Genomic DNA, 21680 nt, shown 5'->3' with positions numbered 1-21680 from the left:
GGGGCCTTTAACGACATGGGACTCGAAGAAAAGCTGCCGAGCGGATTCCTGCTGACCACCGTCGAGCAGGCCGCGGGCTGGGTACGCAAGGCGTCCGTCTTCCCGGCCACCTTCGGCCTGGCCTGCTGCGCCATCGAGATGATGACGACGGGCGCCGGACGCTACGACCTGGCCCGCTTCGGCATGGAGGTCTTCCGCGGCTCACCCCGCCAGGCCGACCTCATGATCGTCGCCGGCCGGGTCAGCCAGAAGATGGCGCCGGTGCTGCGGCAGGTCTACGACCAGATGCCGAACCCGAAGTGGGTGATCTCCATGGGGGTCTGCGCCTCCTCGGGCGGCATGTTCAACAACTACGCGATCGTGCAGGGCGTCGACCACATCGTCCCGGTCGACATCTATCTCCCGGGCTGCCCGCCACGGCCCGAGATGCTCATGGACGCCATCCTCAAGCTCCACCAGAAGATCCAGACCTCCAAGCTCGGCGTGAACGCCGAGGAGGCCGCCCGCGAGGCCGAGGAAGCGGCGCTCAAGGCCCTGCCCACGATCGAGATGAAGGGGCTGCTGCGGTGAGCGACGCGAACGGCACCGGCGCCGGCGGGTCCAACGGGGTCAACCCCGAGAAGGACCTCGGCGCCTCCAACCTCCCCGGCCAGCGCGGCGAGGGCGGCGAGGAGATCCGCGTCCAGCGCGGCATGTTCGGCGCCAACAACGGCGGCGACACCTCCGGCTACGGCGGCCTGGTCCGCTCGATCCGCCTCCCGGGACCCGCGGCCCGCCCCTACGGCGGCTGGTTCGACGAGGTCGCCGACGAGCTGGAAGGCGCCCTGGAGGAGCAAGGACTTCTCCCCGACAACGCCATCGAGAAGACGGTCGTCGACCGCGGCGAACTCACCTTCCACGTCGAGCGCGAGCACCTGCTGCGCGTCGCCCGCACCCTGCGCGACGACCCGGCCCTGCGCTTCGAGCTGTGCACCGGCGTCAGCGGCGTCCACTACCTCCACGACAAGGGCCGCGAGCTGCACGCCGTCTACCACCTGCGCTCGATCACCCACAACCGGCTGATCCGCCTGGAAGTCAGCGCTCCGGACGCCGACCCGCACATCCCGTCCCTGGTCTCCGTCTATCCGACCAACGACTGGCACGAGCGCGAGACCTACGACTTCTTCGGGATCGTCTTCGACGGTCACCCGGCCCTGACCCGGATCATGATGCCGGACGACTGGCAGGGCCACCCGCAGCGCAAGGACTACCCGCTCGGCGGCATCCCCGTCGAGTACAAGGGCGCCCAGATCCCGGCTCCGGACCAGCGGAGGTCGTACTCGTGAGCACTTCGCAAGCCTCTCCTCGCGAGACCACGGAAGGCACCGTATACACGGTCACCGGTGGCGACTGGGACGAGGTCGTCCAGACCGCGGCCAAGGCCGACGACGAACGCATCGTCGTCAACATGGGCCCCCAGCACCCCTCCACCCACGGGGTGCTCCGCCTGATCCTGGAGATCGACGGCGAGACGGTCACCGAGGCCCGCTGCGGCATCGGCTACCTGCACACCGGCATCGAGAAGAACCTCGAGTTCCGCACGTGGACACAGGGCACCACGTTCGTGACGCGCATGGACTACCTGACGTCCTTCTTCAACGAGACCGCCTACTGTCTCGCCGTCGAGAAGCTCCTCGGCATCGAGGACGAGATCCCCGACCGCGCCACTCTCATCCGCGTGCTCCTGATGGAGCTCAACCGGCTCTCCTCCCACCTGGTGTGCATCGCCACCGGCGGCATGGAGCTCGGCGCCACCACGATCATGATCTACGGATTCCGTGATCGTGAAATGATTCTCGACATCTACGAGCTCATCACGGGCCTCCGGATGAACCACGCGTACATCCGCCCCGGCGGACTCGCGCAGGATCTGCCGCCCGGCGCGGTGGACCACATCCGCGAGTTCGTGAAGAAGATGAAGAAGAACCTCCCGGAGTACGACAAGCTCGCCACCGGGAACCCCATCTTCAAGGCCCGTATGCAGGACGTCGGCTACCTCGACCTGGCCGGCTGCATGGCCCTCGGCGCCACCGGCCCGATCCTGCGCTCCACCGGCCTGCCGCACGACCTGCGCAAGGCCCAGCCCTACTGCGGCTACGAGACCTTCGACTTCGACGTCCCGACCGCCGACACCTGCGACTCCTACGGCCGCTTCCTCATCCGCCTTGAGGAGATGCGCCAGTCGCTCAGGATCGTCGAGCAGTGCCTGGACCGGCTGCAGCCCGGCCCGGTCATGGTCGCCGACAAGAAGATCGCCTGGCCCGCCCAGCTCGCCCTGGGACCGGACGGGCTCGGCAACTCCCTCGACCACATCAAGAAGATCATGGGTACCTCCATGGAGGCCCTGATCCACCACTTCAAGCTGGTCACCGAGGGCTTCCGCGTCCCGCCGGGCCAGGCGTACGCGGCCGTCGAGTCACCCAAGGGCGAACTCGGCGTGCACGCCGTGTCCGACGGCGGCACCCGCCCCTTCCGGGTCCACTTCCGCGACCCGTCCTTCACCAACCTGCAGGCCATGGCGGCGATGTGCGAGGGCGGCCAGGTCGCCGACGTCATCGTCGCCGTCGCGTCCATCGACCCCGTGATGGGAGGCGTCGACCGGTGACCACCAGTTCCTCTGGCGTCAGCCTGGGCATGCCCGAACTGCCCGCGCCCGCCTACCCGGACGACGTCCGAGCCCGCCTTGAAGCGGACGCGCGCGAGGTGATCGCCCGCTACCCCGACTCGCGGTCCGCGCTCCTGCCGTTGCTGCACCTCGTGCAGGCGGAGGAAGGGCATGTCACGCGCACCGGGATGCAGTTCTGCGCGGACGTGCTGGAGCTGACCACGGCCGAGGTCACCGCCGTCGCGACCTTCTACACGATGTACCGGCGCAGGCCGAGCGGTGACTACCAGGTGGGCGTCTGCACCAACACGCTGTGCGCTGTGATGGGCGGCGACGCGATCTTCGAGGAGCTCCAGGAGCACCTCGGCGTCGGCAACGGCGAGACCACCGAGGACGGCAAGGTCACCCTGGAGCACATCGAGTGCAACGCGGCCTGCGACTTCGCGCCGGTGGTGATGGTCAACTGGGAGTTCTTCGACAACCAGTCCCCGGCCAGCGCCAAGCGCCTCGTCGACGACCTGCGCGCGGGACGGCCCGTGGAGCCCACGCGCGGGGCGCGCCTGTGCACCTTCAAGGAGACCGCGCGGATCCTGGCCGGCTTCCCCGACGAGCGGCCCGGGGCCGTCGAGGAGGGCGGCAGTGCGGGACCGGCGTCACTGGTGGGCCTTCGCCTGGCAAGGGGAGAGGCCGCACCCGCGCGCGTGGTCCATCCGCGTGGCGGTCCGCAGGACGAGCCGCAGGACAGGGCAGTGCACGACCCGTCGCCGACCGAGCACCTGAGTTCACACGATGCGCCACAGGACACGTCGGCCTCCGACCCAGCCCACCCGGCAGGGCCTGCCGCCGAGGAGGGGGAGTGATGACCTTGGCACCCGAACTCAAGAACAACAGCCCCGAGAAGCTGCTCGCACCCGTGCTGTCGGCCTTCTGGGACGAGGACAGGTCCTGGACTCTGGACGTCTACCGGAGGCACGAGGGCTACGAGGGGCTTCGCAAGGCGCTGGCCATGTCGCCGGACGACCTGATCGCGTACGTCAAGGACTCCGGTCTGCGCGGCCGCGGTGGCGCGGGATTCCCGACGGGAATGAAATGGCAGTTCATTCCCCAGGGTGATGGAAAGCCACACTATCTAGTTGTCAACGCCGACGAGTCGGAGCCGGGGACGTGCAAGGACATCCCGCTCCTGTTCGCGAACCCGCATAGCCTCATCGAGGGCATTGTCATCGCGTGTTATGCCATCAGGTCGTCGCATGCCTTCATCTATCTGCGTGGTGAAGTCGTCCCCGTATTGCGGCGGTTGCACGAGGCCGTGCGCGAGGCCTACGCGGCGGGCTACCTCGGCGAGAACATCCTGGGCAGCGGCCTGAATCTCGAACTCACCGTGCACGCCGGCGCCGGCGCGTACATCTGCGGTGAGGAGACCGCACTGCTCGACTCGCTCGAAGGCCGCCGTGGTCAACCGCGGCTCCGTCCCCCCTTTCCTGCGGTGGCGGGCCTCTATGCGTGCCCGACTGTTGTGAACAACGTCGAGTCGATCGCCTCGGTTCCCGCAATTCTGAATCGGGGCAAGGAATGGTTCCGGTCGATGGGCAGCGAGAAGTCCCCGGGCTTCACGCTCTACTCGCTCAGCGGCCACGTCGCCAGCCCCGGCCAGTACGAGGCCCCGCTCGGCATCACGCTCCGCCAGCTGCTGGAGATGAGCGGCGGCATGCGGCCGGGCCACCGCCTCAAGTTCTGGACGCCGGGCGGCTCCTCGACGCCGATGTTCACCGACGAGCACCTCGACGTACCCCTCGACTACGAGGGAGTGGGCGCCGCGGGTTCCATGCTCGGCACCAAGGCTCTCCAGTGCTTCGACGAGACGACCTGCGTGGTCCGCGCCGTCACCCGCTGGACCGAGTTCTACGCCCACGAGTCCTGCGGCAAGTGCACACCGTGCCGTGAAGGGACGTACTGGCTCGTGCAGTTGCTGCGCGACATCGAGGCCGGCAAGGGCGTCATGAGCGACCTCGACAAGCTGAACGACATCGCCGACAACATCAACGGCAAGTCGTTCTGCGCCCTCGGCGACGGCGCCGCCTCGCCGATCTTCTCCTCGCTCAAGTACTTCCGCGAGGAGTACGAGCAGCACATCACCGGCCGGGGCTGCCCCTTCGACCCGGCGAAGTCGACGGCCTGGGCCGACCGCCCGGAGGTGAACGCATGACCGTGACCACCAGCGCTCCCTCAGGCGGGGGAGAGGCGGCGGTCCCGCCGGAGGATCTCGTCTCGCTGACGATCGACGGCGCCGAGATCAGCGTGCCCAAGGGCACCCTGGTCATCCGGGCCGCCGAGCAGCTCGGCATCGAGATCCCGCGCTTCTGCGACCACCCGCTCCTCGACCCGGCCGGCGCCTGCCGCCAGTGCATCGTCGAGGTCGAGGGCCAGCGCAAGCCGATGGCGTCCTGCACCATCACGTGCACGGACGGCATGGTCGTGAAGACCCACCTCACCTCACCGGTCGCCGAGAAGGCCCAGCACGGTGTGATGGAGCTGCTGCTCATCAACCACCCGCTGGACTGTCCGGTCTGCGACAAGGGCGGCGAGTGCCCCCTGCAGAACCAGGCCATGTCGCACGGCCAGGCGGAGTCGCGCTTCGAAGGCAAGAAGCGGACGTACGAGAAGCCCGTCCCGATCTCCACGCAGGTGCTGCTCGACCGCGAGCGGTGCGTGCTGTGCGCCCGCTGCACCCGGTTCTCCAACCAGGTCGCGGGCGACCCGATGATCGAACTCCTGGAGCGCGGCGCACTCCAGCAGGTCGGCACCGGCGAGGGCGACCCCTTCGAGTCGTACTTCTCCGGCAACACCATCCAGATCTGCCCGGTCGGCGCGCTGACCTCGGCGGCGTACCGATTCCGCTCCCGCCCCTTCGACCTGGTGTCCTCGCCCAGCGTGTGCGAGCACTGCTCCGGCGGCTGTGCCACCCGCACCGACCACCGGCGCGGCAAGGTCATGCGGCGCCTCGCGGCCAACGACCCCGAGGTCAACGAGGAGTGGATCTGCGACAAGGGCCGCTTCGGGTTCCGGTACGCCCAGCAGCGCGACCGCCTGCAGACACCCCTGGTGCGCAACGCCGAGGGTGACCTGGAGCCGGCCTCCTGGCCGGAGGCACTGCAGATCGCCGCTCAGGGGCTGCTCGCTTCTCGCGGCCGCACCGGCGTCCTGACCGGCGGCCGTCTCACCGTCGAGGACGCCTACGCGTACAGCAAGTTCGCGCGCGTGGCCCTCGACACCAACGACATCGACTTCCGCGCGCGCGTGCACACCAGCGAGGAAGCCGACTTCCTGGCGGCGCGGATCGCCGGCCGCGGACGGGACCTCGACGGTACGGGTGTCACGTACACCTCCCTGGAGAAGGCGCCCGCGGTCCTGCTGGTCGGGTTCGAGGCCGAGGAGGAGGCGCCCGGCGTCTTCCTGAGGCTGCGCAAGGCCTGGCGCAAGCACGGGCAGAAGGTGTTCGCGCTGGCCACGCACGCGACGCGCGGTCTGGAGAAGGCGGGCGGCACGCTGCTGCCGGCGGCTCCGGGCACCGAGACCGAATGGCTGGACGCGCTCGCGAGCGGCGTCGGCCTGGAGGACGGCGGAGCCGAGGCGGCCGAGGCGCTGCGCGCCGAGGGCGCGGTGATCGTCGTGGGCGAGCGCCTCGCCGCGGTCGCCGGTGGCCTCACCGCCGCCGTACGGGCCGCCTCCGCGACCGGCGCCGAACTCGTCTGGATCCCGCGGCGGGCCGGGGAGCGCGGCGCCGTCGAGGTCGGCGCGCTGCCGTCGCTGCTGCCGGGCGGACGTCCGGCGACCGATCCACGCGCGCGTGAAGAGGTCGCCGCCGCCTGGGGCGTCGCCGAACTCCCGCACCGCTACGGCCGCGACACCAGCCAGATCGTCGAGGCCGCCGCCAACGGTGAGCTGCAGGCACTGGTGGTCGCCGGAGTCGAGATCGCCGACCTGCCGGACCCGGCACGCGCGCGTGAAGCACTTCACGAGGCCGGCTTCGTGGTCTCGTTGGAGCTGCGGCCCAGCGAGGTCAGTGAGCACGCCAGCGTCGTCCTGCCGGTGGCCGCGGTCGCCGAGAAGGCCGGCACCTTCCTCAACTGGGAAGGCAGGGTGCGCTTCTTCGAGGCCGCCCTCAAGCCCGACCAGATGACCCACCGCCTCGCGCCGACCGACGCGCGCGTGCTGCAGATGCTGGCCGACGCCATGGACGTACACCTGGGTCTGCCGGATCTGCGCACCGTACGAGCGGAGATCGACCGGCTCGGGCCCTGGGACGGGCCGCGGGCGACCGAACCGCTGGAGAGCGGGGGCCAGTTGCCCCGGCCCGCCGCCGGGGAGGCCGTGCTGGCCGGGCACCGGCTGCTGCTCGACCAGGGCCGCCTCCAGGAGGGCGACGAAGCGCTCGCCGGGACGCGGCACGCCGCCCACGCGCGCGTGTCGGCCGCGACGGCCGCCGAGGCCGGCGTCAAGGACGGCGACCTCCTCGCCGTGAGCGGCCCCGCCGGAGCGGTCGAACTCCCGCTGCTGATCACCGAGATGCCCGACCGTGTGGTCTGGCTCCCGCTGAACTCCGTCGGCAAGGGCGTCGCCTCCGACACCGGGGCGCTGCCCGGCGCACTCGTCCGCATCGGCCCGGCGACGCTCGTCGGCGAGGCCCCGAAGGAGGTGGAGGCATGAGCCCGTTCCTCGCCGCTGAAGACCTCTCGATGTTCGGCCGCGACCCCTGGTGGCTGGTCGTGGTCAAGGCGGTGTTCTGCTTCGCCTTCCTGATGGTGACCGTGCTGTTCTCCATCGTCTGGGAGCGCAAGGTCGTCGCCTGGATGCAGCTGCGCATCGGCCCCAACCGGCACGGCCCCTGGGGCATGCTCCAGTCGCTCGCCGACGGCATCAAGCTGATGCTCAAGGAAGACATCATCGTCAAGCGCGCGGACAAGGTGGTCTACGTCCTCGCACCGATCGTCGCGGCCATCCCGGCCTTCATGGCGATCGCGGTGATCCCCTTCGGCCCGGCCGGCAACGAGATCTCGATCTTCGGCCACCGCACCACGATGCAGCTCACCGACCTGCCGATCGCGATGCTCTACATCCTCGCGGTCGCCTCGGTCGGCATCTACGGCATCGTGCTCGCGGGTTGGAGCTCCGGATCCACCTACCCGCTGCTCGGCGGCCTGCGCTCCTGCGCGCAGATGATCTCGTACGAGATCGCCATGGGCGCCGCGTTCGCCTCGGTGTTCCTCTACTCGGGGTCGATGTCGACCTCGACGATCGTCGAGCAGCAGCACGACCGCTGGTACATCCTGCTGCTGCCGGTCTCCTTCATCCTCTACATCGTCACCATGGTGGGCGAGACCAACCGCGCCCCCTTCGACATGCCGGAGTCCGAGGGCGACCTGGTCGGCGGCTTCAACACCGAGTACTCGTCGATCAAGTTCGCGATGTTCATGCTCGCCGAGTACGTCAACATGGTGACCGTCTCCGCCGTGTCGACCACGCTCTTCCTCGGCGGCTGGCGCGCCCCCTGGCCGGTCAGCACCTTCTGGGAGGGCGCCAACCACGGCTGGTGGCCGCTCCTCTGGTTCGTGATCAAGGTCCAGCTGCTGCTGTTCTTCTTCATCTGGCTGCGCGGCACGCTTCCCCGCGTCCGCTACGACCAGCTGATGAAGCTCGGCTGGAAGGTCCTCATCCCGGTCTCCGTGGTCTGGCTGATGCTGGTCGCGACGGTGCGGGCGCTGCGGAACGAGAACTACGACTTCGCCGACATCGCCCTCTACATCGGCGGCGCCGTCCTCGCCCTGCTGCTCCTGTCCTTCGTCGTGGACATGTTCCGCGTGAAGGCCGAGGAGGGCGAGCGGGCCGCCGCGCAGCCCGCCGGATTCGACGCGATGGCGGGCGGATTCCCCGTACCGCCGCTGCCGGGGCAGGAGCTTCCGCCGGTGCCGAGGCGCAGTCCGCGCCGCGAGCGGGAGCTGATTGTCAGTGGTGGGTCGGATACTGCGAGTGACGGATCTTCGGATGGAAAGGAGGGGTCCGATGGCTGAGGAGCCGAAGGAGACCAAGCCCGGTTTCATGAACCCCGTCGCCGGCTTCGGCGTGACCTTCAAGGCCATGTTCAAGAAGCGGCTGACCGAGCAGTACCCGGAGCAGCAGAAGACCACCGCCCCTCGGTTCCACGGACGGCACCAGCTCAACCGCCATCCGGACGGACTGGAGAAGTGCGTCGGCTGCGAGCTGTGCGCCTGGGCGTGTCCGGCCGACGCCATCTATGTGGAGGGCGCGGACAACACGGACGAGGAGCGTTACTCGCCGGGCGAGCGGTACGGGCGCGTCTACCAGATCAACTACGCCCGCTGCATCCTGTGCGGTCTGTGCATCGAGGCGTGCCCCACGCGCGCGCTCACGATGACGAACGAGTTCGAGCTCGCCGACTCCAGCCGCGCCAACCTCATCTACACCAAGGAGCAGCTGCTCGCCGGCCTCGAGGACGGCATGGTCGACAGCCCGCACGCGATCTACCCGGGGACCGACGAGCAGGACTACTACCGGGGACTCGTCACCGAGGCCGCGCCCGGTACCGAGCGCCAGGTCGCCGTCTCCAAGGGCGAGAAGCCTGAAGAACAGGGGGCGGACGCATGAGCAACCTCGCCGCCTACTCCACCTCCACCGGAGAGGCCTTCCAGTTCTGGGTCCTCGGCACCGTCGCCGTCGCCGGCGCCCTGGCCACCGTCTTCATGAAGCGGGCCGTGCACAGCGCGCTCTCGCTCGCCGGCACCATGATCATCCTGGCGATCTTCTACCTCGCCAACGGCGCCTACTTCCTGGGCATCGTGCAGATCGTCGTCTACACCGGCGCGATCATGATGCTGTTCCTCTTCGTGGTGATGCTCGTCGGCGTGACGGCCGCGGACTCGCTGAAGGAGACCATCAAGGGTCAGCGCTGGCTGGCCCTTCTCTGCGGCCTCGGCTTCGGCATCCTGCTGCTCGCCGGGATCGGCAACGCGTCCCTGAAGGAGTTCAACGGACTCTCCACGGCGAACGCGAACGGCAACGTGGAGGGCCTCGCCACCCTCATCTTCACCAAGTACGTCTTCGCCTTCGAAATCACCGGCGCCCTGCTGATCACGGCCGCCGTCGGCGCCATGGTGCTCACCCACCGCGAGCGCACCGAGCGCGCCAAGACGCAGCGCGAGCTGTCCGAACAGCGCGTCCGCGAGGGCAAGTACGTACCGCCGCTGCCGGCCCCCGGCGTGTACGCGCGGCACAACGCGGTCGACATCGCGGGCCTGCTGCCCGACGGCACCCCGTCCGAGCTCACCGTCAGCAAGACGCTGCGCGACCGCGGCCAGATCCGTGACGTGTCCGCCGAGGCGCTCAACGACCTCAGGGCGCTGGAGCAGCGCGCGGAGGAGCGCCTGGAGCGCACCGAGATCGAACCGGCCACCTTCAAGCGGGAGGAGGCGTCGAAGTGAACCCGGTCAACTACCTGTATCTCTCGGCCCTGTTGTTCACGATCGGCGCCACCGGCGTGCTGATCAGGCGCAACGCGATCGTGGTGTTCATGTGCATCGAGCTGATGCTGAACGCCTGCAACCTCGCGTTCGTCACCTTCTCCCGGATGCACGGCAACCTCGACGGCCAGATCATCGCCTTCTTCACGATGGTCGTCGCCGCCGCGGAGGTCGTGGTCGGGCTCGCGATCATCGTGTCCCTGTTCCGTTCCCGCCACTCGGCCTCGGTCGACGACGCCAGCCTGATGAAGCTCTGAGGGGTCGCTGAATCGTGGAGAACCTGATTGCGCTGCTGGTGGCGGCGCCACTGCTCGGAGCGGCCGTGCTGCTGTGCGGCGGCCGGCGGCTCGACGCCGTCGGCCACTGGATCGGCGTCCTGATGTCGTCCGCGTCCTTCGTGTTCGGTGTGATCCTCTTCGCCGACCTGCTCGGCAAGGACGCCGAACACCGGACCCTGATGCAGCACCTGTTCAGCTGGGTCCCGGTCGAGGGCTTCCAGGCGGACGTCGCCTTCCGCCTCGACCAGCTGTCGGTGACCTTCGTCCTGCTGATCACCGGCGTCGGCTCGCTGATCCACCTGTACTCGGTCGGGTACATGGAGCACGACGAGCGCCGCCGCCGTTTCTTCGGCTACCTGAACCTGTTCCTCGCGGCGATGCTCCTGCTGGTCCTCGCCGACAACTACCTGCTGCTGTACGTCGGCTGGGAAGGCGTGGGCCTCGCGTCCTACCTCCTGATCGGCTTCTGGCAGCACAAGCCCAGCGCGGCGACCGCGGCCAAGAAGGCCTTCCTGGTCAACCGCGTCGGCGACATGGGCCTGTCCATCGCGATCATGCTGATGTTCACGACGTTCGGCACCTTCGCCTTCGGACCGGTCTTCAGCCACACCGGCGACACGTCCGAGGGCAAGCTCACCGCCATCGGCCTGATGCTCCTGCTCGCCGCCTGCGGCAAGTCCGCCCAGGTGCCGCTCCAGTCCTGGCTCGGGGACGCGATGGAGGGCCCGACCCCGGTCTCGGCCCTCATCCACGCCGCGACGATGGTCACCGCGGGCGTCTACCTGATCGTCCGCTCCGGGGCCATCTTCAACGCCGCGCCGGACGCACAGCTGGCGGTCACCGTCGTCGGTGCCGTCACGCTCCTGTTCGGTGCGATCGTCGGTTGCGCGAAGGACGACATCAAGAAGGCCCTGGCCGGCTCGACCATGTCGCAGATCGGCTACATGGTGCTGGCCGCGGGCCTCGGCCCCATCGGCTACGTCTTCGCGATCATGCACCTGGTGACGCACGGCTTCTTCAAGGCCGGGCTCTTCCTCGGCGCCGGCTCGGTCATGCACGGCATGAACGACGAGGTCGACATGAGGAAGTACGGCGGCCTGCGCAAGTACATGCCGGTCACCTTCATCACCTTCGGCCTCGGCTACCTCGCGATCATCGGCTTCCCGGGTCTGTCCGGCTTCTTCTCCAAGGACAAGATCATCGAGGCGGCCTTCGCGAAGGGCGGCACCGAGGGCTGGATCCTGGGTACGTGCGCGTTGCTGGGCGCGGCGATCACCGCGTTCTACATGACGCGCGTGATGCTGATGACGTTCTTCGGCGAGAAGCGCTGGCAACCGGACGCGGAAGGCCATGAGCCGCACCCGCACGAGTCCCCGAAGGTCATGACGATCCCCATGATCGTGCTGGCCGTCGGCTCGGTCTTCGGCGGCGCGTTCTTCAGCATCGGCGACCGCTTCCTGCACTGGCTGGAGCCGGTCACCGGCCACAGCGAGGGCGACTCCCCGCTCAGCGCGGCGGCGGTCACCGGCGGGACGATGGTCTGCCTGCTGATCGGCGTCGGCATCGCGTACGCCATGTACGGCCGCCGCCCGGTCCCGGCCGTGGCCCCGCGCGGCTCGCTGCTCACCCGGGCCGCCCGGCGCGACCTGCTGCAGGACGACTTCAACCACGTCGTCCTGGTCCGCGGCGGCGAGCACCTCACACGCTCCCTGGTGTACGTCGACCACACCCTGGTCGACGGTGTCGTCAACGGCACGGCGGCCTCGGTCGGCGGCCTGTCCGGGCGGATGCGCAAGCTGCAGAACGGCTTCGCGCGGTCGTACGCGGTCTCGATGTTCGGCGGTGCGGCGATCCTCATCGCCGCGACCCTGCTGATGAGGGCGGTCTGATACCGATGTCCTTTCCTCTGCTGACAGCGACGGCGGTGGTCCCGGCCCTCGGGGCGGTGGCCACGGCCGCCGTACCGGCCGCGCGGCGCACCGCCGCCAAGTGGCTGGCGCTGGTCGTCTCGCTCGCCACCCTCGCCCTCGCGATCACCGTCCTGGTCCGCTTCGACCCGGACGGCGGCCGCTACCAGCTCACAGAATCCCACCCCTGGATCGCCGACTTCGGAGTCAGGTACGAGCTCGGCGTGGACGGCATCGCGGTGGCGCTGATCGCGCTGACCGCCCTGCTGATGCCGTTCATCATCCTCGCGGGCTGGCACGACGCCGACCCGCTGGAGACCGGAAGCAGGCGGTGGCGGCCGACACAGGGCTTCTTCGCCCTGATCCTCGGCGTCGAGGCGATGGTGATCATCTCCTTCGAGGCCACCGACGTCTTCCTCTTCTACATCTTCTTCGAAGCCATGCTCATCCCGATGTACTTCCTCATCGGCGGCTTCGGGGACCGTGCTCACGAGCACGGTGAGGAGGCGGCGTCGACGCAACGGTCGTACGCGGCCGTGAAGTTCCTCCTCTACAACCTCGTCGGCGGCCTCATCATGCTGGCCGCGGTGATCGGCCTCTACGTGGTCGCGGGGAACTTCAGCCTCCAGGAGATCGCCGAGGCCCGCGCCAACGGCTCGCTGCACATGGCGACCAACACCGAACGCTGGCTGTTCCTCGGCTTCTTCTTCGCCTTCGCGGTGAAGGCGCCGCTGTGGCCGCTGCACACCTGGCTGCCCAACGCCATGCAGGAGTCCACCGCCCCGGTCGCCGTCCTCATCACGGCGGTCGTCGACAAGGTGGGCACCTTCGCGATGCTCCGCTTCTGCCTCCAGCTCTTCCCGGAGGCGAGCAAGTGGGCGACGCCCGCGATCCTCGTACTGGCGCTCATCAGCATCATCTACGGGGCGCTGCTCGCGGTCGGCCAGCGGGACATCAAGCGGCTGGTGGCGTACGCGTCGATCTCGCACTTCGGCTTCATCATCCTGGGCATCTTCGCGATGACCAGCCAGGGCCAGTCCGGCGCGACGCTCTACATGGTCAACCACGGCATCTCGACGGCCGCCCTGATGCTGGTCGCCGGCTTCCTGATCTCCCGCCGCGGCTCCCGCCTCATCGCGGATTACGGCGGTGTCCAGAAGGCCGCCCCGGTGCTCGCCGGCACCTTCCTGATCGGCGGTCTGGCCACCCTGTCGCTGCCCGGCCTCGCGCCGTTCGTCAGCGAGTTCCTGGTCCTGGTCGGCACGTTCACGCGCTACCCGGCGGTCGGGATCATCGCGACCTTCGGCATCGTGCTCGCCGCGCTCTACACCCTCGTCCTCTACCAGCGGACGATGACGGGCCCGGTGAAGCAGGAGGTCTCCGCGATGCCCGACCTGCGCGCGCGTGAGCTCGTGGTCGTGGCGCCGCTGATCGTCCTGCTGATCTTCCTGGGCGTCTACCCGAAGCCGGTGACGGACATCGTCAACCCGGCCGTGAAGTCGACCCTGTCCGACGTACACAAGAAGGACCCCAAGCCCTCGGTGGAGGCGGCCAAGTGAGCGCAACAGCCGTCCACAGCCTGTGGACAACGGCGGCGGCCGGGACCGATTCGATCTCGAAGATCCCCGCGCCGAAGATCGAATACGGGCAATTGTCGCCCACCTTGATCGTCGTGGGCGCGGCGATCGTCGGGGTGCTGATCGAGGCGTTCGTGCCGCGCAGGTCCCGTTACTACGCCCAGGTGTTCATGTCCGCCGTCGCGCTCTGCGCCGCCTTCGCGGCGGTCGTGGCGCTCGCGGCCGGCGGATACGGCACCACCAAGGCGCACATCGCGGCGATGGGCGCGATCGCGGTCGACGGACCGTCCCTGTTCCTGCAGGGCACGATCCTGCTGGCCGGTCTGGTCGGCCTGTTCACCTTCGCCGAGCGGCGGCTGGACCCGGAGGCGCACGGCAACCGCGTCGACTCGTTCGCCGCGCAGGCCGCGTCCGTGCCGGGCAGCGACAGCGAGAAGGCGGCCGTGAAGGCCGGCTTCACCACCACCGAGGTCTTCCCGCTGCTGCTCTTCGCGATCGCGGGCATGCTGGTGTTCCCCTCGGCCAACGACCTGCTGACGCTCTTCGTGGCCCTGGAAGTCTTCTCGCTGCCCCTCTACCTCCTGTGCGCCCTGGCCCGCCGCAAGCGGCTCATGTCGCAGGAGGCCGCGGTCAAGTACTTCCTGCTCGGCGCCTTCGCCTCCGCGTTCACGCTGTTCGGCATCGCGCTGCTCTACGGGTACGCGGGCTCGGTGTCGTACGCGCGGATCGCGCAGGTCGTCGACGGCACCGTCACCAACGTCGACCCGGCCCTCGCCGACACCATGGGCAACGACGCGCTGCTGCTGGTCGGCGGTGCGATGATCGTCATGGGGCTGCTGTTCAAGGTCGGCGCCGTCCCGTTCCACATGTGGACGCCGGACGTCTACCAGGGCGCACCGACCCCGGTGACCGGCTTCATGGCGGCGGCGACGAAGGTGGCCGCGTTCGGCGCACTGCTCCGTCTGCTGTACGTCGTCCTGCCGGGCCTGCGCTGGGACTGGCGGCCGGTCATGTGGGCCGTCGCGATCGTCACCATGCTGGGCGGTGCGATCGTCGCGATCACGCAGACCGACATCAAGCGGTTGCTGGCGTACTCGTCGATCGCGCACGCGGGATTCATCCTGGCGGGTGTCATCGCCACGTCGAAGGACGGCGTCTCGTCCGTCCTCTTCTACCTGGGCGCCTACTCCTTCGTGACGATCGGCGCCTTCGCCGTGGTCACGCTGGTGCGCGACGCGGGCGGCGAGGCGACGCACCTGTCCAAGTGGGCCGGTCTGGGCCGCCGTTCACCCCTCGTGGCCGCCGTGTTCGCGGTGTTCCTGCTGGCCTTCGCCGGCATCCCGCTGACCTCGGGCTTCGCCGGGAAGTTCGCGGTGTTCAAGGCGGCGGCGGAGGGCGGGGCGGCCCCGCTGGTCGTGGTCGGTGTGATCTCGTCCGCGGTCGCGGCCTTCTTCTACATCCGCGTGATCGTGCTGATGTTCTTCAGCGAGCCGCGGCCGGAGGGCCCGACGGTCGCCGTGCCGTCGCCGCTGACGATGACGGCGATCGGTCTCGGTGTCGTGGTCACGCTGGTGCTCGGTGTGGCGCCGCAGTACTTCCTGGACCTGGCCAGCCAGGCGGGTGTCTTCGTGCGCTGACCCGCGTTACGTGGGCCCCGGTTCTCCCGTCAGGGGAGCCGGGGCCCTTCGCGTGCGCGAGGTCAGGCCTTCGGGCACGCCACCTCGGGGTTCCACGGCGCGAACAGCCCGCTCTCGTTGGGCTTGTAGATCCAGGCGTGGAGCGTGAAGTAGTTGCCGTTCAGCGGCTCCGGGTAGAAGTCCGGCCCCTGGAACTTCTGGCCGAAGAGGGTCGGTGCCGCCTGGCCGGTGGACTTCACGATCCACTCCACTGCGACGAGCTTGCGCCCCTCGCTGAACTCGTCCACGTCCGCGTACTCGTCCTTGAACGCGTCCGCGTACAGCAGAGCCGCCGGTTTCGCAGGATCGAGTGAATTGATATTCGCCGAGTTGACGTAGTGGTAGCCCATGCCACCCTGCTTCGGGTCGGCGACACAGACGTCGGTGCGGGCGAATCCACCCTTCGGCGCGAACGCCTCGTATCCGTACTTCGCCGTGGCGTCGTACGTCTTCGACAGGTCGTTCCAGACGGACGGGTCGGGGTCGGGCGCCGCGTGCGCGGGCAGGGCGGCCAGTGAGAAGGCCGCGGCCATCGCCAGGGTGACGGCGGCCTTGAGGGGCCGAGGGGCCATGGTCGAACTCCTTGGTGCGGGGGAGGCGCACACGCCTGGCACGCCGTCCATGGGGAAGAGCGGGCCTCCCCCGTCCCGCCCGAGCAGCATGTCCCGGCCGCCGGGGCCACGCCACGTGACGCGGGCCATTGGGCTGAACACCGAGCGTCACCGGATCGCCGGCGGCATGACCCGCCCCGCGCTCGACGGAGCCTGTGGATAACTCCGGCGGTGTCAGTCTCGGCCCCTATCGTGGAGGCAGTGGTCGAGGGACGACGTACGGGGGACGAGCGATGCACGGGATGGGCGGGACGGTTGTGACAACCGAGGCGGAAAGGCCTGCGGCGCACGGCGAGAGCGAGGCACTGGCCACGCTCCACCGCGTCTTCGGGTACGACAGCTTCCGCGGCGAGCAGGCAGAGGTCATCGAGCATGTGGTGGCCGGCGGCGACGCCGTGGTCCTCATGCCGACCGGCGGCGGCAAGTCGCTGTGCTACCAGATCCCGTCCCTGGTCAGACCCGGTACGGGCATCGTGGTCTCCCCGCTCATCGCGCTGATGCAGGACCAGGTGGACGCGCTGCGGGCACTCGGTGTGCGCGCCGGGTTCATGAACTCCACGCAGGACTTCGACGAGCGCAGGGTGGTCGAGGCCGAGTTCCTGGCGGGCGAGCTGGACCTGCTGTACCTGGCGCCCGAGCGGCTGCGCCTGGACTCCACCCTGGACCTCCTCTCCCGCGGCAAGATCGCCCTCTTCGCGATCGACGAGGCGCACTGCGTCTCCCAGTGGGGCCACGACTTCCGCCCGGACTACCTGGCCCTCTCCCTCCTGGGCGAACGCTGGCCGGACGTCCCGCGGATCGCGCTCACCGCGACGGCCACGCACGCGACCCACCAGGAGATCACCCAGCGGCTGCACATGCCGACGGCCCGGCACTTCGTGGCGAGCTTCGACCGGCCCAACATCCAGTACCGGATCGTGCCGAAGGCCGACCCGAAGAAGCAGCTGCTGGCCTTCCTGCGGGACGAGCACGCGGGCGACGCGGGCATCGTGTACTGCCTGTCCCGCAAGTCCGTGGAGTCGACGGCGGAGTTCCTGTCGCGCAACGGCATCGAGGCGGTGCCGTACCACGCGGGCCTGGACGCGGGCACCCGCGCGGCCCACCAGTCCCGCTTCCTGCGGGAGGACGGCCTGGTGGTGGTCGCGACCATCGCCTTCGGGATGGGCATCGACAAGCCGGACGTCCGCTTCGTCGCCCACCTCGACCTGCCCAAGTCGGTCGAGGGCTACTACCAGGAGACGGGTCGCGCGGGCCGCGACGGACTGCCTTCCACGGCCTGGATGGCCTACGGCCTCAACGACGTCATACAGCAGCGCAAGCTGATCCAGTCCGGCGAGGGCGACGAGGCGTTCCGCCGCCGGGCCGCCGCCCACCTGGACTCGATGCTGGCGCTGTGCGAGACCGCCCGGTGCCGCCGGGGCCAGCTCCTCGCCTACTTCGGCCAGGACCCGGACCCGATGGGCTGCGGCAACTGCGACACGTGCATGGTGCCGCCGGAGACCTGGGACGGCACGGTCGCGGCGCAGAAGGTGCTGTCGACGGTGGTACGGCTGCAGCGCGAGCGGGGGCAGAAGTTCGGCGCCGTGCAGATCGTCGACATCCTGCTCGGCAAGCGCACGGCGAAGGTCATCCAGTTCGACCACGACCAGCTGTCCGTGTTCGGCATCGGCCAGGAGCTCGAAGAGGGCGAATGGCGGGGCGTCGTACGGCAGTTGCTGGCGCAGGGGCTGCTCGCGGTCGAGGGCGACTACGGCACGCTGGTGCTGACCGAGGCCAGCGGATCGGTGCTGCGGCGCGAGCGGGAGGTGCCGCTGCGCAAGGAGCCGAAGAAGCCGGCGACCTCGCGGTCGGCGTCGGGGTCGGGCTCGACGAGGGGCGAACGCAAGGCGAAGGCAGCGGCGGCGGAGTTGCCGGAGGCCCTGCAACCGGCCTTCGAGGCCCTGCGAGCCTGGCGCGCCGAACAGGCCAGGGAACAGGGCGTCCCGGCGTACGTCATCTTCCACGACGCGACGCTCCGCGAGATCGCGACGGCCTGGCCGACGTCGGTACGGCAGCTCGGCGGCATCAGCGGGGTGGGCGAGAAGAAGCTGGCGACGTATGGGGAGGGCGTGATCGGGGTGTTGGCGTCGCTGGGCGGGGCGCCGGGGGCGACGGCGCCTGCGACCGCGGGGGCGGCCGGCCACGGCCCGGACGACGACTGGCCTGAGATGGATGCGGAGCCGGAGCCGGAGGACTGGATATAGGGGAGCGGGCGGCTCGTGGGTCGGATGCTGGATATAGGCCGCGGGCCGGCGCCTCTCCGGAGCCGGCCCGCGGCGGGGGCGACCATCACAGGGCCCGTGTCGCGTACGCCCTGACGTCCGCGTCCGAGTCCGCCGTGGCCGTGGCGAGGGCCGCTCGGGCGTCCTCGGTGTGGCTGTGACGGGTCAGGGCGAGGACGGCGGCCTTGCGGACGTCCGCGTTCGAGTCGGCCAGGGCTTTGGCAAGGGCGGGGACGGCCACGTCCGGCTCGGCGGCGGACAGCGCGGTCGCGGCGCCGGACCTGACCTGCCAGGCCTGGGCCGACAGGGCGCCGACGGCACGGGCGGCGAGCGGCGCCGGGCAGCCGGTGGTGCCGAACGCGGCGTAGGCGGCGGCCTGGACGAGGGGGTCCGGGTCTTCGGCGAGGTGGGTGAGGGCGGTGAGGATGGTGCCGGAGTCGGCTGAGGCGGTGCCGACCTCCGCGACAGTGGCGCTGGAGTCGGCGGCGGTGGTGCCAGTGTCCGCGGCGGTGGTGCCGGTGTCCGCGGCAGCGGTGCTGGAGTGGGTGCGGGGCGCGGAGGCCGTAGGCGCGGCGTCGGGCTCAAGGCTCGGGGGACCACCCCCAAAGCCGGCCTGAGCGGCGGCACCGGCCACCTGGACGTCGCTCGCATCGCGCGTATCCCTCGCATCGCCCGCAGCGCTCGCATCGCTCACGGCGGCACCCGCATCCTCCGCGGCCCCCTCCCCTCCCGCACTCCCCGCCCAAACCGTCGCCAACGCCTTCGCGATGGTCACCCGGACCTCGCGGGACGGGTCGGTCGTGGCAGCGCGGGCCAGTTCCACCGCGGCGTCGACCGACACCAGGGCACGGACGGCCTCGATGCGGACGGGGATGTCCGAGTCGGTCAGGGCCCCGGCGAACAGCGTCGCGTCACCCGGGCGCAGGGCGCGCAGGACGTCGAGGGAGGCGGCGCGGACCACCGGGTCGGCCTCGGTCAGCGCGGCGGCGAGGCGGTCGCGGAGGGCCGGTTCCGGCGGGAGCGTCTCGACGAGCTCGCGGAGGGAGGCGGCGGCCGCGGCACGCACCTCGGCGGCGCTGTCGCGAAGCGCCTCGGCGAGGGCGGGCCCCGTGCCCGGCGGCAGCGTCTCCGTGAGGACGGCGACGGCCGCACGGCGGACGGCGGCCGTGGGGTCGGTCAAGTAGGGGAGGAGGGCGTCGAGTTCGGGCTCCTCCTCGGCGAGGGCGACGAGTTCGAGGAGGCGGCCGGAGGAAAGCTGGGCGCGGGTGTCCGCCGACTCGGAAGCGGACACCGACGTCGCTTCTGCGGCACTGCCCGGCCCGGCCTCCGCGATCCCGGCCCCGGCCGCCGGGCCCTGCCTCCCGCCCGCCACCGGCGCCACATCCCGTGACCCCGCCGTCGCCACGTCCTCCGCGTGGACCTCGCCGATGTGACGGGACGGACCGCCCACCGGCGTGAACTCGTCGATGGGCACGAGGTAGGGAGCCACGGGACGGGCCGTGAACTCCATCGCACCGGAGGGGGACTTGTGCAGGTCGAGATGGTGGAACCAGGAGGTGTCGTCGCGGTGGGGATGGTCGAGACGGTCGTGGTAGAGACCCCAGCGGGACTCCGTGCGGGCCAGCGAAGCCCGCGCGGCCATCTCCGCGCAGTCGCGGATGAAGGAGACCTCGGCGCAGCGCATCAGCTCGTGCGGGGTCCGCGCGCCCATCTCCGCGATGTCGGCGCGCATCCGCTCGAAGGCCTCCAGGGCCAGCGACAGCCGGGCCCCCGACTTCGGCGGCGCCACGTAGTCGTTCACGAAGCGGCGCAGCTTGTACTCGACCTGGGTCTGCGGCGGACCGTCCGGATTGCGCAGCGGACGGTAGATCAGCTCGTGCGCGTCCCGGAGCTGATCCGCGGGCAACTCGCCCTCGTACGGCGTGTACTGGGCCGCGTCCGCTCCGGCGAGGTCGCCGAAGACGAACGCGCCGATCATGTAGTTGTGCGGCACGCAGGCCAGGTCGCCGGCGGCGTACAGCCGGGGGACGGTCGTACGGGCGTGGTCGTCCACCCGTACACCCGAGGCCGAATGGCCGCCGCACAGGCCGATCTCGGAGATGTGCATCTCGACGTCGTGGGTGCGGTAGTCGTGGCCCCGGCCGGAGTGGAAGGTGCCGCGCGTCGGGCGTTCCGTCGAGTGCAGGATCGACTCCAGTGCCGAGAGCGACTCCTCCGGCAGATGGCTCAGCTTCAGGTACACCGGCCCCCGGTCGCTCGCCACCTCCGCCGCGAACTCGGCCATCATCTGGCCGGACCAGTAGTCGGAGTCGACGAAGCGTTCGCCGTGCCGGTTGACCTGGTAGCCGCCGAAGGGGTTGGCGACGTAGGCGCAGGCGGGGCCGTTGTAGTCCTTGATCAGCGGGTTGATCTGGAAGCACTCGATGCCGGTGAGCTCGGCGCCCGCGTGGTAGGCCATGGCGTAACCGTCACCGGCGTTGGTGGGGTTCTCGTAGGTGCCGTAGAGGTATCCGGAGGCCGGCAGTCCGAGTCGGCCGCACGCGCCCGTCGCCAGGATCACCGCGCCCGCGCGCACCGTCACGAACGCGCCCGTGCGCGTGTTGAAGCCGACCGCCCCCACGGCCCGCCCCTCCGCGGTCAGCACCCGCACCGGCATCACCCGGTTCTCGATGCGGATCCTCTCCCTCATCTCGCGCCGCCGCAGCTGCCGGTACAGGACCTTCTTGACGTCCTTGCCCTCGGGCATCGGCAGCACGTAGGAGCCGGAGCGGTGGACCTGCCGGACCGCGTACTCGCCGTGCTCGTCCTTCTCGAACTTCACGCCGTACGACTCCAGTCGCTGCACCATGCCGAAACCGCGCGTGGCGGTCTGGCGGACGGTGGACTGGTCGACGATGCCGTCGTTGGCGCGGGTGATCTCGGCGACGTAGTCGTCGGGCTCGGCGCGGCCGGGGATGACCGCGTTGTTGACGCCGTCCATGCCCATGGCGAGCGCGCCGGAGTGGCGGACGTGCGCCTTCTCCAACAGCAGCACGCTCGCGCCGTGCTCGGCGGCGGTCAGCGCGGCCATGGTGCCGGCGGTGCCGCCACCGACGACGAGGACGTCGCAGCGGATCTCCTCGGCATCGGTGAGCGCGGGGATCTGCAAGGGGTTGTTCACGGGGGTGGTCACCGAGGTGCCTTTCGGTTCC

16 protein-coding genes are annotated in these 21680 nt (G+C 69.9%); 14 read left to right on the top strand and 2 right to left on the bottom strand.

The genetic code is table 11. The features are described from left to right. The first annotated feature begins 15 nt into the window (after positions 1-15). Genes ABZ848_RS14290 through nuoN form a run of 13 tightly spaced genes read left to right on the top strand, consistent with a single transcriptional unit; the run spans position 16 to position 15578 of the window. Complete coding sequence (locus ABZ848_RS14290; RefSeq protein ID WP_003998928.1) at positions 16-570, top strand: NADH-quinone oxidoreductase subunit B; 555 nt, start codon at positions 16-18, stop codon at positions 568-570. Continuing rightward, on the top strand, positions 567-1325 hold the full coding sequence (locus tag ABZ848_RS14285) for an NADH-quinone oxidoreductase subunit C (RefSeq protein ID WP_360830533.1): 759 nt from the start codon (positions 567-569) through the stop codon (positions 1323-1325). The genes ABZ848_RS14290 and ABZ848_RS14285 overlap by 4 nt, the downstream gene beginning before the upstream one ends. After that, complete coding sequence (locus ABZ848_RS14280; RefSeq protein WP_360830530.1) at positions 1322-2644, top strand: NADH-quinone oxidoreductase subunit D; 1323 nt, start codon at positions 1322-1324, stop codon at positions 2642-2644. Before ABZ848_RS14285 ends, ABZ848_RS14280 begins: the two co-directional genes overlap by 4 nt. Then, the gene (nuoE, locus tag ABZ848_RS14275) at positions 2641-3504 is read left to right on the top strand and encodes an NADH-quinone oxidoreductase subunit NuoE (protein WP_360830527.1); all 864 of its coding nucleotides are present in this window, start codon (positions 2641-2643) and stop codon (positions 3502-3504) included. The genes ABZ848_RS14280 and nuoE overlap by 4 nt, the downstream gene beginning before the upstream one ends. Continuing rightward, complete coding sequence (gene nuoF / locus ABZ848_RS14270) at positions 3501-4850, top strand: NADH-quinone oxidoreductase subunit NuoF (protein WP_360830525.1); 1350 nt, start codon at positions 3501-3503, stop codon at positions 4848-4850. Before nuoE ends, nuoF begins: the two co-directional genes overlap by 4 nt. Further along, positions 4847-7351, top strand: a complete 2505-nt coding sequence (locus tag ABZ848_RS14265; protein WP_360830522.1) for an NADH-quinone oxidoreductase subunit G — start codon at positions 4847-4849, stop codon at positions 7349-7351. The genes nuoF and ABZ848_RS14265 overlap by 4 nt, the downstream gene beginning before the upstream one ends. Continuing rightward, positions 7348-8712, top strand: a complete 1365-nt coding sequence (gene nuoH / locus ABZ848_RS14260) for an NADH-quinone oxidoreductase subunit NuoH (protein WP_360830519.1) — start codon at positions 7348-7350, stop codon at positions 8710-8712. Before ABZ848_RS14265 ends, nuoH begins: the two co-directional genes overlap by 4 nt. Beyond that, positions 8705-9307, top strand: a complete 603-nt coding sequence (gene nuoI / locus ABZ848_RS14255) for an NADH-quinone oxidoreductase subunit NuoI (RefSeq protein WP_360830516.1) — start codon at positions 8705-8707, stop codon at positions 9305-9307. Before nuoH ends, nuoI begins: the two co-directional genes overlap by 8 nt. Continuing rightward, the gene (locus ABZ848_RS14250; RefSeq protein WP_360830513.1) at positions 9304-10140 is read left to right on the top strand and encodes an NADH-quinone oxidoreductase subunit J; all 837 of its coding nucleotides are present in this window, start codon (positions 9304-9306) and stop codon (positions 10138-10140) included. The genes nuoI and ABZ848_RS14250 overlap by 4 nt, the downstream gene beginning before the upstream one ends. After that, positions 10137-10436 (top strand): NADH-quinone oxidoreductase subunit NuoK, encoded by a 300-nt coding sequence (nuoK, locus tag ABZ848_RS14245; protein WP_242779136.1) that lies wholly within the window; start codon positions 10137-10139, stop codon positions 10434-10436. The genes ABZ848_RS14250 and nuoK overlap by 4 nt, the downstream gene beginning before the upstream one ends. A gap of 14 nt (positions 10437-10450) precedes the next feature. Beyond that, entirely contained in the window at positions 10451-12346 is a 1896-nt protein-coding gene (nuoL, locus tag ABZ848_RS14240; RefSeq protein ID WP_360830510.1) for an NADH-quinone oxidoreductase subunit L, read from the top strand. Positions 12347-12351: 5 nt separating this feature from the next. After that, positions 12352-13923, top strand: a complete 1572-nt coding sequence (locus ABZ848_RS14235; RefSeq protein ID WP_360830507.1) for an NADH-quinone oxidoreductase subunit M — start codon at positions 12352-12354, stop codon at positions 13921-13923. Continuing rightward, on the top strand, positions 13920-15578 hold the full coding sequence (gene nuoN / locus ABZ848_RS14230; protein WP_360830504.1) for an NADH-quinone oxidoreductase subunit NuoN: 1659 nt from the start codon (positions 13920-13922) through the stop codon (positions 15576-15578). Before ABZ848_RS14235 ends, nuoN begins: the two co-directional genes overlap by 4 nt. Before the next feature lie 62 nt (positions 15579-15640). Here nuoN and ABZ848_RS14225 read toward each other — a convergent pair whose 3' ends face one another. After that, positions 15641-16189, bottom strand: coding sequence for a hypothetical protein (locus ABZ848_RS14225; RefSeq protein WP_360830501.1), 549 nt, complete (start codon positions 16187-16189; stop codon positions 15641-15643). Between the two features lie 281 nt (positions 16190-16470). Here ABZ848_RS14225 and recQ point away from each other — a divergent pair, with 281 nt between their 5' ends. Beyond that, entirely contained in the window at positions 16471-18471 is a 2001-nt protein-coding gene (gene recQ, locus ABZ848_RS14220) for a DNA helicase RecQ (RefSeq protein ID WP_360830499.1), read from the top strand. An 85-nt stretch (positions 18472-18556) separates the two neighbouring features. Here the strand turns inward: recQ and ABZ848_RS14215 are convergent, their stop codons facing one another. Next, positions 18557-21661, bottom strand: a complete 3105-nt coding sequence (locus ABZ848_RS14215; RefSeq protein WP_360830496.1) for a fumarate reductase/succinate dehydrogenase flavoprotein subunit — start codon at positions 21659-21661, stop codon at positions 18557-18559. Between the last annotated feature and the right edge of the window lie 19 nt (positions 21662-21680).

The organism is Streptomyces sp. NPDC047081, assembly GCF_040643775.1.
In the GTDB taxonomy this organism is placed as follows: domain Bacteria; phylum Actinomycetota; class Actinomycetes; order Streptomycetales; family Streptomycetaceae; genus Streptomyces.
Note: the sequence above shows the minus strand (reverse complement) of the source record. Positions and strands in the feature narration are given on the sequence as shown.

What these genes read in the sequence shown, in the direction of transcription:
- ABZ848_RS14265 (WP_360830522.1), top strand. Translation starts at nt 4,847, where the DNA reads ATGACCGTGACCACCAGCGCTCCCTCAGGCGGGGGAGAGGCGGCGGTC.
- ABZ848_RS14225 (WP_360830501.1), bottom strand. Translation starts at nt 16,189, where the DNA reads ATGGCCCCTCGGCCCCTCAAGGCCGCCGTCACCCTGGCGATGGCCGCG.
- ABZ848_RS14235 (WP_360830507.1), top strand. Translation starts at nt 12,352, where the DNA reads ATGTCCTTTCCTCTGCTGACAGCGACGGCGGTGGTCCCGGCCCTCGGG.
- nuoH (WP_360830519.1), top strand. Translation starts at nt 7,348, where the DNA reads ATGAGCCCGTTCCTCGCCGCTGAAGACCTCTCGATGTTCGGCCGCGAC.
- ABZ848_RS14290 (WP_003998928.1), top strand. Translation starts at nt 16, where the DNA reads ATGGGACTCGAAGAAAAGCTGCCGAGCGGATTCCTGCTGACCACCGTC.
- ABZ848_RS14250 (WP_360830513.1), top strand. Translation starts at nt 9,304, where the DNA reads ATGAGCAACCTCGCCGCCTACTCCACCTCCACCGGAGAGGCCTTCCAG.
- nuoI (WP_360830516.1), top strand. Translation starts at nt 8,705, where the DNA reads ATGGCTGAGGAGCCGAAGGAGACCAAGCCCGGTTTCATGAACCCCGTC.
- recQ (WP_360830499.1), top strand. Translation starts at nt 16,471, where the DNA reads ATGGGCGGGACGGTTGTGACAACCGAGGCGGAAAGGCCTGCGGCGCAC.